The 13,003-nt window shown below is 52.0% G+C and carries 7 protein-coding genes; 3 read left to right on the forward strand and 4 right to left on the reverse strand.

The annotated features are described in order from the left end of the window. The first annotated feature begins 405 nt into the window (after positions 1–405). Positions 406–1,269: an alpha/beta hydrolase gene (locus tag CFLAV_RS26505; protein ID WP_007417964.1), complete on the forward strand. Its 864-nt coding sequence runs from the start codon at positions 406–408 to the stop codon at positions 1,267–1,269. Between the two features lie 305 nt (positions 1,270–1,574). Continuing rightward, a complete protein-coding gene (locus tag CFLAV_RS26510; protein ID WP_007417965.1) occupies positions 1,575–2,150 on the forward strand; it encodes an Imm42 family immunity protein in 576 nt (191 codons plus the stop codon). A 111-nt stretch (positions 2,151–2,261) separates the two neighbouring features. Here CFLAV_RS26510 and CFLAV_RS26515 read toward each other — a convergent pair whose 3' ends face one another. The 3 genes from CFLAV_RS26515 to CFLAV_RS33230 form a co-directional block, all read right to left on the reverse strand. Then, positions 2,262–2,756: a DUF302 domain-containing protein gene (locus tag CFLAV_RS26515; RefSeq protein WP_007417966.1), complete on the reverse strand. Its 495-nt coding sequence runs from the start codon at positions 2,754–2,756 to the stop codon at positions 2,262–2,264. 210 nt (positions 2,757–2,966) lie between these two features. Next, positions 2,967–5,384 carry an NHL repeat-containing protein gene (locus CFLAV_RS26520; RefSeq protein WP_007417967.1) on the reverse strand — a complete coding sequence of 806 codons (2,418 nt, stop codon included), beginning with the start codon at positions 5,382–5,384 and terminating at the stop codon, positions 2,967–2,969. 151 nt (positions 5,385–5,535) lie between these two features. After that, complete coding sequence (locus CFLAV_RS33230; protein WP_007417968.1) at positions 5,536–10,419, reverse strand: cadherin-like beta sandwich domain-containing protein; 4,884 nt, start codon at positions 10,417–10,419, stop codon at positions 5,536–5,538. Between the two features lie 736 nt (positions 10,420–11,155). On the opposite strand from CFLAV_RS33230, the gene CFLAV_RS26530 reads away from it, so the two are divergent. After that, positions 11,156–12,196, forward strand: a complete 1,041-nt coding sequence (locus CFLAV_RS26530) for an Lnb N-terminal periplasmic domain-containing protein (RefSeq protein ID WP_007417970.1) — start codon at positions 11,156–11,158, stop codon at positions 12,194–12,196. A gap of 45 nt (positions 12,197–12,241) precedes the next feature. On the opposite strand, the gene thiE is transcribed toward CFLAV_RS26530, so the two are convergent. After that, a complete protein-coding gene (gene thiE, locus CFLAV_RS26535; protein ID WP_007417971.1) occupies positions 12,242–12,880 on the reverse strand; it encodes a thiamine phosphate synthase in 639 nt (212 codons plus the stop codon). Between the last annotated feature and the right edge of the window lie 123 nt (positions 12,881–13,003).

Genomic DNA, 13,003 nt, shown 5'->3' on the forward strand with positions numbered 1-13,003 from the left:
ATTGGGCAATATTAGATTCTTAATTAAGCCTTAAGGCTACGGAATTATGTAACTCCTGACAAGTTCCCGTTCTCTCATCTTTTATACCGAATGCCGAAAGAAATTTCTGAATGGCAGGAGAGATTTTGGTTTGAAGCAAGGCCGACAACGCCGCCTCAAATCAAAAGAACCCTGTTCCCAATGACTAATGAATTTTCCTCGTCCTTCAGGTCCATGACTTTTCAATCTCCACTTTCATCAAGCTTATTGCCTGCTTTCATTCCGGTTCTTTCTCCCATTTCGGAAATTAATTTTGGCATTCGGTATATTATCATCAAACGCTTATCATACGTTGAAATCTTTACTTGAGCTAAGCCTTATTTCCAGCAAACTTGCTTTGATCCCGCACTCCCAACCAAAACCTTTATGAGAAAATTAACAGCTCTTTTTCTTTTACTCACTTGCCTCAGCCTTCACGCTGAGGAAGAAATCATCCGCCTCTACAAAGGACCCGCTCCCGGCTCCGAAGAATGGAAACACACCGAACAGGTAAGCCTGACCAACCTCTGGCAAGCCCGCGTCGTTTTCAACGTGGTCAATCCCACTCTCACCGTCTTCCGCCCCGACTCCGGCACGACCAATGGCACCGGCATCGTGATCTGCCCCGGCGGCGGATTCTTCGGACTGGGGATTGACAGTGAAGGTTTCGATGTCGCTCGCTGGTTGACCAAAAAAGGTTTCACCTGTTTTGTTCTAAAATATCGCCTCGTCCATTGCAAAACTGATGACCCCACCCGCGAAATGCTCAGCCAGGGCAATCTCGATACCGTCGTCGCCCCCACCGTCAAGCTCGCGCTGGAAGACGGAAAAACCGCCATCGGCTACCTCCGCACGCATGCCAAAGATTACGGCCTCAAACCTGACCACATCGGCATCATCGGTTTCTCCGCTGGCGGCACCGTGGCCACCTCCGTCGCCTATAACTACACCGCCGAAACTCGCCCCAATTTCGTCGCCCCCATCTACCCCGCCTACAGCTGGGCCATCAAGGATCACGGCGTGCCCGCCGACGCTCCCCCCATGTTCATCCTGGGTGCCACCGACGACCCCTTCAACCTCGCCCCGCAAAGCGTCACCCTTTACCAGGACTGGACCTCCGCAAAAAAATCCGCCGAACTCCACCTCTACTCCATGGGCGGCCACGGTTTCGGCATGAGAAAACAAAACCTCCCCTCCGACGAATGGATCCGCCTTTTTGCCGACTGGCTCAAAATCCAGGACGGCAAATAGCTCGTCAGCCAAAACACTCGCCAGCCCCAATAGAAAGGGCTGAACGCCCGACCTAAACCAGCCCCGGGCAAACGCGCAAAGCGCGTGCCGCCCTGGGTATCTGCCCTAACACACCCACACTTTGCCGAAGGCGCGAGCCCAAGCGAGCATCACACGCGTGCAATTTTGTTCGTGGAGGATTGCATCCGGTGTAATTCGGAAACAAGGGTTGAAGACAAAGTATTTACACAAACGCCTTCGCTCACTTAACTTCCGAGTATGACGAGGCAATTACGCATTCAATACCCGGGAGTTTTTAAGGCACCATGACGGTAATCACTGCAGGCGACAAGACCAGGTTCGCAATTGAGTCCGGAATATCAAAGGCATACGAGTCTTTAGGCTCTCGCGCATTAGGCTATTTTGTGATTTATATTCGTGAACACTGTTACGGTGTCTATGCCCCAGACGCCACGCTGCTGGCCTGCTCCTATGGCACAGTGAAGGAGCTAATCGCTCGGCGAGGTAAACACACTACCCCCTTCGCGACTGAACCTGATGCCGGCGCGATTGCCGATGCGTTTCGCGATTCCAGATATGCGCCCGACAAGATAGACGAACCGTTCTTTGGAATCTCAAATTTCAGCGACATCGTTTCCGATAGCAATATGCAATGGGCTCCAGACGGTGACGAAGCCTTCGATGACGGGAGTTATGTTCTGCAATTCGATGTGGGAGACCGCGTTCGTCTCATCGCCTTTAGGAGCATCGAAGAAGGGTATCACCACGACCCGCGCACGCTTGAAGACATCTGGCTTGGGGCCGACGAGTTTTATAGCATCCTTCAGCAATGGCTGGAGAACTTCACAAGCGCCTGGACTGCCGCACCAAAAATCCCTTAAGCTGATGATGGTGCAGAACGGGTTTGAGAGCGCCCTAAAAGCAGGAAATGGTGTCACGCGGTCGCCTACGTCGGCTTCCAGTTTTGTCCTCAGTCAGTTAAGTGCAACATCTCAAGCCGCAGACTCTCGAAGCAGGTTCTCAATTTTTGAGTCGAGATCCCGAGCGACAGCAAGTGCGTCCGCGTTTCCGTAGGGAGCCAGAAGACTGGCCATCCTGTCATACGTCAAATGCACGCCATCCGGCCGTTCATCCACAAGAATTGTTACCGGCGCGTAGGATCCGGCGTCGGGAACATGCTTCGCCATTTCTTTCATGATGAGCGGATTGCCGATCACAAGGCGCACGATTTTCGGTCTGTCGAGCCCGGTCTCCTTGCGCAAAATTGCCCCGAGATCGAATTCCGTAAATAGCATCAGCCCCGTCCTGCCCAAGCCGCGCTGAACCGCACTTTGCAATTCAGCGAACGTCCGTGCCGTCTTGGTCACGTTTGCGAACTCGACCATATCTGGATGCCCGACCGAAGCCTTGAGCGCTGCCACAACCGCCTCGAACGGCTTGGAAGATGTCACGCTGAACCGTTCAATCTCGACCTTTCTAATCGCCATAATTAATCCTTAACTCCACGGAAGCGGGAAAAACAATTGAGGCCGTGGCCTTCCACTATGAATGGCTTGCACTTATACCATGCCACAATCCACAAACAATTTTCTCACGAACTGATCGCCCAGTAAAGCGAAGCGTTCAACAAATAAAATCATCGTTCCCAATAATTGAGGTAAACTTCCGGTCAACAACAATAACGACCACCATTTTCACTATGGCGTTTGCACTCTGTAGAAGCGTGATGCAGCGGGAACAGGAATGGCGAATTTAAATGCTGTGCCTGTAAACACCGTGCTTAACGTCGCAGTACTATTTGTGGTGTATGGTCCACCAGGCTGGCTGGCTTGCAGGAGCTTAAAGCTGGAAGCAAAACCATTCTTCAAGAGGAAAGGCACCTGTAACTGACCGCCTGCTATAAACGGCATATCCAACTCGATCACCGTTATCGCGCTCCCTTTGCGAATGGACGAATTCTGCAGGTCAGCCACGAACAGATTGCCGGTCTTATCGATTGCGATCCCAAATGGACCATTGAACAGCGCCGCACTTCCGGCTCCATCCGCACTCCCGGTGCTGGCGTGGATTCCAGCAAGTGTGGTGACCATCCAGTTCGTGCCCAGCGGGGTAACTTTACGGATGGTATTATTGCCTTGATCTGTGACATAGAGCGTGTCGTTGGTATCGATGGCGATGCCTGTAGGATAAGCGAATCTTGCATCGCTGTTGGTGCCATCCATAAATCCATATGCCTGAGGAAAGGCAGCCACAGTGGAGGAAACATAATTCGTCCCGTTGGGCGTCAACTTGCGGACCATATTGTTACCCATATCCACCACGTAAACCACGCCGCCCTTGCCCACTGCGATTCCGGTCGGCTGGTTGAAAAGTATGTTCGTCCCCACGCCGTCGGCAAAATCGTAACTGTTCAACTTTCCCGCAATCGTGGTGGTAATCCAGTTCGTACCAACTGGCGCAATCTTACGAATGAGACAATTGTTGTTATCAGCCACAAAAAGATTTCCGGCGGCATCGACCGTAATGCCATCAACGATGAAAAAACGGGCATTGGCATTGGTGCCATCCGTGCTGCCAGCTTGAGCAGCGGCAGAGCCCGCAATGGTCGTCACCAGGTAATTCGTAGCCGTCGGTGTCAGCTTGCGAATGACATGATTTCCCGCATCGGTGACGAAGAGATTGCCACTGGCATCGACGGCGATTCCAGCAGGATAATTAAAGTACGCATTTGTGCCATTCCCATCACCGTAGTATGCCATTCCCGCTTGTCCGGCGATGGTGGTCACCGCCCAGTTCGTTCCGACCGGAGTAAGTTTGCGGATTGTGTTATTATTTTGATCCGCCACGAAAACGTTGCCTGCCGCATCCACCGCAATGCCTCTGGGAGAGTTGAAGCGGGCAACCGCATTGGTACCATCAGCACCGCCAACATTTTGAGCGAAACCAGCAAGTGTGGTCACAACATAGTTCGTCCCCACGGGAGCGATTTTGCGAATCTCACTATTCTGCGTATCTGCCACCAAAAGGTTTCCAGCCTTGTCGATGGAGATGCCAAGAAGAAACCAAAATCGCGCCGCGTTGTTGGTGCCATCAGTGCTGTTGCTGGCGCGCGTCTGTCCAATCGGCGTGCTCACCACATAATTCGTGCCGCTGGGAGTGAGTTTGCGAATCGTATAATTTTCCGAATCGGCAACGAAAACATTGCCGTTGGTGTCCACCGCCACTGCATGGGGATAGTTGAAAACGGCATTTGTTCCGGTCCCCTCCGCGCTATCCGCCACCCCGACCTTGCCGGCAATCGTGGTCACCAGCCAGTTCGTGCCCGCCGAGGTGATTTTACGAATCGTGCTGTTGAAATAGTCGGCCACGAAGATGCTGCCTGCGGCATCCACCGCCAGCCCGCACGGCTGGTTGAAATGAGCAAAACCGTTGGTGCCATCGTTGCTCCCGCTGACGGGGCTGCTCCCGGCAATCGTCGTCACCACCCAGTTGGTTCCCACCGGGGTCATCTTGCGAATGCTGTTGTTGGATGAATCGCCCACAAAAAGATGCCCGCTGGAGTCAAAAGCCAATCCCTCCGGGTAAAAGAAGAGCGCGTCCGTGTTGGTACCGTCAGAGCTGCCATGATACCCGGGCACACCCGCAATCGTTGTAACCACCCAATTGGTTCCTAAAGGGGCAATTTTACGAATAGTATAATTGGCCGAATCAGCAACGAAAACATTGCCGCTATTATCAACTGCGACTGCCGCCGGATAATAAAATTGTGCGGCGCTGTTGGTTCCGTCGGCGCTGCCGGGATTGCCTGGTAAACCCGCGATGGTGGTGACCACCCAGTTCGTGCCCACTGCCGCCATTTTCCGAATGACATGATTGCCACTGTCAGCAACGTAGATATTGCCCGCGCTGTCGGAAGCCGTGGCCTCGGGGTTGTTAAACCGCGCGACACGGTTGGTTCCATCATTCGAGCCAATACTCGCAACACCTGCAATGGTGGTGAAATTATAAGGCGTATAATCCACCTGCGCACGCAGAGGCAATGCTGCAATAGCCAGCAGGAAAACACCAAGCCCTACGAAAGAACGATTCCCAAAGACACCCAGGTATTTTCTCATATTTTTGAAAGACGGTTAAAGCAAATCCGGAGCCAATTCTAGGTTGGCTCAGAGGAAAGAGAATACTCCTTTGGGAGTATAGGCACGAAGCAACTGGCGAATGACCTTCTAAATAAAATGGTCGAATCGTAACAGCCAGTGAATGCATCCATCACGGTTGCGTGAGCCGATAGAAACGAATTGGAGAGTTCGTAGCCGTGGCATCGTTAAATATAAACAACCCATTTGTCCCGGCCAACAGGTTGGTGAGATTCATCCAGTTCGTCAGATCGGTCGAAGTCTGGAGCGTATAGCTCAAACCTGCGCCGCCACTAAACTGAAGTTGAAAACTGCCGTTGCCTTGCTGACCAAAGCCGGTCGCTTGCGGCGGCGCCAGCAAGGTAAACGTCATGTCGCCACTACTGTTCGTGCCCACACTATTGGTTGCCACCAACTGATAATGATAGGTTTTTCCCGCCAACAAATTGCTTAGTCCTGAATCAAACGACCATAATGTCGTGCCTCCACCCAGATTCGTCACACTCGTGCTGCTGTCGTAATTCGTGCTCTGCCCATACTGAAAATAGGCAATTGTGACGGCCCCATTCGGATTGACCGCTCCATGCAGACTGACCGTCGAATGCGCAATGCTGTCGGCAGTGGCATTGGTCACTACTGGAACATCTGCCAGATTTGTGAAACTCATGTCTGCCCCCATGACTAGGCCGAAACTGTTCGAAGCCACCACCCGGAAGTGATTGGTTGTGCCTGGCAGCAGTCCGGCAATCAGATTGCTGACCGATAGCGAATTCGTGCCGCCACCGATACTCGTTGCCACCGTGCTCTTCGTATAATTGGTATCCGACCCGTATTGGAATGAGTATACCGTGACAGTTCCGTTCGGATTCACGCTGGCATTAAGCAAGGCGCTGGCCACAGTAATTGTGCTGGCCGGTTGCGTTGTGACCACAGGCAAGCCCGCCTGTCGCGTAACTGTGAGGGTATAAATCTTGGAACTCGTCCCATCTTGAGCGGCGACCAGAATCGAAATCGTGTTGGTCCCGACATTAAGACCAAGCGCGCCGCTGGATGCTTCGGAACTCACCGGAGAGTAGCTGCCGCCATTGACCCGTACCTGGACTGTGGCATAAACACTGTCAGAGCAGGTCGGCGTCACTGTCAGACTGCCGACGCTGTTGGGAACAGCGAGGCTGTAACCAGTCACGCTGGAACTGAAGGGCGGATTGAGCCCCCCACTGCTGCATGCCAGGTTTGCGAGATTGGCATTAGTATTTAAGGATCGAGTAAAGTTCACGGGATAGACGACGGTGGCAAATCCGCTCTGAGCAGTCACTGCGAGCACGTGGGAGCTATTGCCAAAAGGCAACGGGATCAACCCGCTCGGCACACCAGAGGTCAAAGGAACTCCATCCAGTTCCAAGGTGGCATAGGGATTGTTGGCTGTTGCCGTGAGAGTGGTGTTGCTGGCCGCAGTAGGAAACTGTCCCGAATACGTGCCGACATTGAACGTCAAGACCGTTCCACTTGCGGTAACACTGGACAAGGTTGCATCGTCGCTGAGTAGCCGCAAAACATTAAGTGTGTAAGTTTGGGTATTCTGTCTATTCGGGGAAGTGATTTGAATAGGTATTAGGTTCGCGCCAAAGTTTAGTGTCACCCGGTTGCTAATCATGCTGGAAACTGGCGCGCTGAACGCTCCGCCGTTCGTTTGCACCTGTAGGAGTGCATGCGGGTCCTTGGTGACAGCTACGTAATCCGCGTTGCTCACAGAATTCGCCACCGTGCTCACATAGGAAAATATTGACGGGCTAAATGACGGAATCAATGAACCGGGGTTGACGGTCAGGCTGGAAAGCGTGGCATTGGTGCCTATGCCAAACGTCAGGTCCCCGCTGCTGCTGGGACCTGCCTGGTTCAGCGCCACGAGTTCGAAATGATACATGCCGGTATCCAGAAAACCGTTCTGAATATTTCCGGTCGTCCAGTCAGGATTGTTCAATATGTTTCCGGTTTTCCCATTTCCACTGGCGTCCACGGCATTCGTCCCCGGCCAGTCATCCAAATGATAACACGCCACCAATCCGGAATTTGTGCCCGAAAGGCTCCGATTCATGTTCTGCTGGATTTGACTTGGAGTGCGAGCCACGTTCCAAAGGCGCACCTCATCGAGGCTGCCAGGAAAGAAATTGGTCAGCGTCGCCAGACAGCCAAACGTTAGATTCGTGGCCCCGTTCAAAGTCGCCGTGCTGCCATTCGTGGAGGCCGTCAACACTCCATCAATGTAGAGTGCCATCGCGCCGTTGGTTTGTACCCGCGTCGCTGCCACATGATGCCAATTACCGTCCAGCAACTGCCCGCTGGAGATCGTAGTATCCGGTCCTCCCACCCCAAAAAGGACTTTTCCATTGCCAACAGAGACGCCGAAGTCGCCAGTGGCTCCGGGGACGTAGCCATCCACCAGGCCCAACCCTTGATACCATTGTCCTTCCATCAAGCTCGTCACCCGCGGATACAAAAACCAAAACTCGATTGTAAAATCGTTGGAGATGGTCGCAGGAACTTTTACATATTGATTCCCACCATTGAACGAAAGCGCCGCGCCCCGATTTGTTTCCAGACTGCACTCGTATAGATCCATGCTTCCTTCTGGGAAGATATCCTCCAGCATGGCCAGACTTCCGTAGTTGGTGGTGGCGCCGTATCTAACATAGGCCGTGGTATCCCCAAAGTAGCGGCCTATCTGCGAAGCGAAAGTTACAGAATTATTTGTCCCTATTGCCGCCTGTGCGCCCATTATGCTCGGCCATCCAACAACCGTAATCGTCACCGTATTGGTAAAATTCCGCGTGCCATCACTCATTGTGTACGTGAATGCATCCAGGCAGGAATAGATATTTGGCTGGTACGTGCGGTTGGGGCCACTGCCGCTAAGGGTGCCGTTAGTCGGCCCCGCAATGACCGTAAAACTGTAATTAGTCCCGAGAACGCCTGGGAATGAACTAAGCGTGACCGGAGTGATGGTGTTCGCCAACCCAATTATCGACTGGTTCCAGGCTGTAGGCTGATACATCTGGAATGAATAACGGCCTGGCACCGGCGGGGACACGTTCGAATTGTGGATCAAACCATTCGGGGAAGTATCCACCAGATTGGCCGTCCCGGAGCCGGGGAAATTGTAGTAGTTCAAACCATCACCCCGATCAAATCCTACTGATGGATAGGTTCCCAGACTGGCTGTGCCATTGAGCCATTGAATTTTTTCGTAATTGAATTCGACGTCGAAATTGCCCACCTGCACGTCAGAGCGGTCGATTAGAATCACCTGAAAACTGTTGGTGTTGGTTGTGTTCTGATAGGTCATGACATTGGTCCAAGTGACGCCGACTGCCAATCGGCCCCCGATATATTGCATCCCATAAGTCATCACTCCGGAACGGGTATCCATGGTGTACACATCAGCCCAATAGGGAGCAAGCATGGGACCATTCGTCGTCGTCGGAAACGCCGTTCCAATATAATTGGGATTCGCGCTCTTAAAGGTGAGATTGCCATTGTTGTTGGCATAAAACTGCGTGAAATAGTTGGTGGGAAATTTGTTGTTCGAAAACTGCAGCAATAAATCGCGCCCCAGCCAGTCGGAATTGGTGCCCGTTAAACTCACCGGAAACGATTGGTCATCCGCCCTTCCAAAAGAGAACTTGTCGAATCCGGGGCGAATAGCCCCAACGTTAGTCGCCACGACAATGCTCACTGTTCCAACATTCGTTGAATCCAGCGCCCCATCATTCACCTTAAAAGTGAAACTATCCGTACCGAGGTAATTATTGGTTGGAGTGTACATAAAGAATGGAGGAGTTGCAACCAATGTGCCATGGGATGGATTGCTCAGAATCGTATAAGTAAGGTTCGGTATGACCGGGCTATAGTGATACCCCTTGTGATTGGGATCGGCATAATTGGTAAGATCAGCATGGGGATCCAATGCATCCGCATCATCATCACCCGTCAAATATCCGTTGTAAGGTGTGTTTGTCAGCACTTTGATCGATTGAGTCTGGGCATGCGGAGCATGGTTGATATTGGTCGACAGCACGCTGATGCTCACCGTGGCCTCCGCCGAAGTGTTCGCTCCATTGCTCACCGTAAAGGTGAAACTGTCCTGACCACTGAATGTGGCAGGCATATTTGGCAGATATTGGCATTTGCCGGTGTTTGTGGTGTAAATGCCCCCGGCCAGATTGGTGACAATTGTCCCAAACTGGGGCGACCGCATGAGGGTGTAGGTCAATGGTGCGGCTCCGGCTCCCGCAAGTTGTATGGTGGGCGGATTGGTGTTCCCTGCATTCCAGAAAACTGCCTGCGGATATGCCGTAAGCACGGGCGCCTGCATTGAAACCATCACATTCGTGCCGATGGTTACCCCCAAGCTATTGCTGGCCACAATGCGATAGTAAAGAGTGAATGGATTTCCAGTCAGACCGCTAAGCTTGTTTGTGACCAAATACGACGTGGCACCGGCACTCAGATTGGTAATGGCAGTCTGGTTCGTGTAATCTGTGGTCTGCCCATACTGGAAATAAACCTTTGTTGCCGCTCCGATCGGCGTCACAAAACCATTTAAAATGACACTGCTGGAACTGATCACATTGGCCGGCAGCGTCGTCGCAACCGGACCGTTGATGGTGAAGGTCAAATCATTCCCCGTGGCAACGCCCGCGCTGTCAATGGCCATGATGCGATAATGATACGTTCCCGGTGCCATTCCATTTACGGTGATATAAACATTTTGTGAGCCGGGTGGATTGAAATATTGGCTGCTGGTGAAGCTGCCGTAATTCAAATCGGTGCCATATTCAAAATAAGCCCTCGTGCTGGACGTGAGGCCGCTAACGACGCCGGATAAGTACACAGTACTGCCCGAGCTCAAAGCAGAGGCGGTTACGACTCCCGCTCCAACCGCCGTGCTTGGACCTGTGAACCAGCACAATAAGGCAAGTGCCACCACCATTACTTTGAATAAAAACCTGGACTTCATTTTGTTCTTAATCGATCTCACAATTCATTTCTTACTCACCCGGAAATTAACAGCGTCCTCACTTCTGATAATCCGAGGAAATTGTGTATAAAACTGAGACAATGATTTGGCTGGGAAGAATGGGGAACGCTTCCAAGACTTGCTCGGGTCAAAGAAGAAAAAGAAACCAAAATCAAAGCAAACCGAATCGATGGCGGAGCGTCGATAGCCTTTGACAGTGGACAAACTCGGAAATCGAGCTTGGCCTCTTGCAGTTCGGATTCAGCTTCCCTTTGCATTAGTCCGGCTGAAACAGCAAGAGTTAAGCCAAACTACTTACCTCAGAATTTCAATAATTCTTTGAAAATCAGCAGTATTCCATTCCTTTCGCCGGGTTGCGAATTCGAGGATCAGTGGTATACTTTAATTGGTTAAAGACTCTCCTCGAGTCCGAGGTTAAAAATCGGGGAGTTTACCTGAAAAGGTAAACCAGGGATAAAAGCCTGGAACCAAGGATTCGAGTGGTTGCCACAACGTAAAGTGAAAGGTTGTTACCCGACTGGCAACATGGGCCTTTAACCATTTTTTGTGCCTGTGCGTTGCTGTAGGCGGGCTCTCTCACCGTCTCGGCATTCTTTAACATTTAAGCTTATCCACCTCGGCTGACCGGACGAAAACACCTCCCTTGACCGTCTCCAACTATCAGCGATTTGTTAAATAAAGAGAGGAGCTGGATACCAGCTCCAATCAACACCTCATGGCGTCCACCGAATCGCGCCCCATTAAGATTCTCGCGGCTTGGTTATTCAAGACGCTACGCTGGCTGTTGATTGGGCTCGGAATCATTCTTCGAGTTCTGCTCGTAGTGTGGGCCACTCTGGCAATTTACTATTCAAATCTCCCCTGGGCCTGGCTGCGACTCGTGCTGGCCATCGTCTTCATGGTCTTCAGTATTTGGGCCTTATGGTTCTCACGCAAACCGCGTATGTACCTGGCCTTCGCGGCACTATTTCTTGTCGTGCTCATTTGGTACATCTACATCCCTCCATCGCACGATCGCCCATGGCAACCGGAAGTGGCCGTGATGCCCCGGGCCTTTATCAACGGCGATCATGTGCGCATTACCGGAGTCCGTCATTTTGACTATCGCACCAAAGATGATTTCACAGTGCACTACGATGAACGCGATGTATCGCTCTCCCATCTGACTTCGGTGGATCTCTTCCTCTCCTACTGGACGGTGGGACCGATAGGGCACACCTTCGTGAGCTTTAACTTCGACAACGCGCCTCCCATCTGCATCTCCATCGAAACCAGGCCGAAGCTCGGTCAGGGCTATTCCCCCATCGCCTCGCTCTTTAAACAATACGAGTTGATCTACGTCGTGGGTGATGAACGCGACCTCGTGCGTCTCCGCACTCATTTCCGTGACGAGGAAGTTTATCTTTACCACATCCGCATGCCGCCCGAAAAGGCGCGCGCACTTTTTCTAGTTTATCTGGATCGGATCAATCAACTTGCTGACCACGCAGAATTTTACCATCTGTTGAGTAACAGTTGCACGATCAACATCGTACGCTACGCAAATGCAGTGGGCAGGGAAGGCCGCCTCGATATCCGCCAGGTCCTTAATGGCCTCTTTGACCGCTATCTCTACAGAACAGGCCGTGTAGACACGAGCTTGCCCTTTGCAGAACTGCGCAAGCGTTCCCGAATCAACGATGTCGCAGAGGCTACCGATAACTCTCCCGACTTCTCCCAACGCATTCGCATCTCTCTGCCTCCATCACAACCCTGATCTTCGTCGGAGTATGGCTCAGCCTTAACTCACTCCTTAAACGAATCAAGTGATCCGCGCCTTAAACTCCCCGCAGGCCTTTGCAATATCAGGAGCGTTCAAAATAGCTGAAACCACACAAATCCGTTGCGCGCCCGCAGCCAGTACCTGATCCAGATTGGTAAGATTGATTCCCCCAATCGCAAACCACGGGATCTTCACATTTGCCGCCGCCCACCGTACGTAATCCAGCGTGACCGGCTTGGCCGTTGGTTTGGTGCCCGTCGCGTAAATCGGGCCAATCGCGATATATCCCGGTCCTGCCGCAATCGCGCGCTCAGCCTGGGCCGGTGCATGCGTGCTCAAACCAATTTCCACATTCGATTTCCCATCCTTTAGTTGCGAAACGTGCGTGTACCCACCATCAAAAAAATCCTCCTGCCCCAAATGGCAAACCTCAGCTCCCACTTCTATCGCCACTGAAAGAAAATCATTAATCACCAGCGGAACTCCTGCCCTGCGGGTGATTGGAAGAATTGCTTCCGCCATCCTCCGCACTTCATTCTCAGCCGAGTTCTTCGCCCGCAATTGAATTATGTCCGATCCACCGTCGCATAATTGTTGTGCCACCACCTCCGGCTTACGCCCATGTAGGTAGGCAGTATCCACAAACGTATAAAGACGGCAGTCAGACAACGATTTCATATTCGTGAAGAATCTTGTAACCGTAACCACCCCCTTCGCGCAATCAGACAAGTTGTTACACGACCGTATTCCTACATGTTACCAAGTGCTTCTTAATCTGCGCCCATTTGTGTCCATCTGCTG

The organism is Pedosphaera parvula Ellin514, from assembly GCF_000172555.1.
Classification (GTDB): domain Bacteria; phylum Verrucomicrobiota; class Verrucomicrobiia; order Limisphaerales; family Pedosphaeraceae; genus Pedosphaera.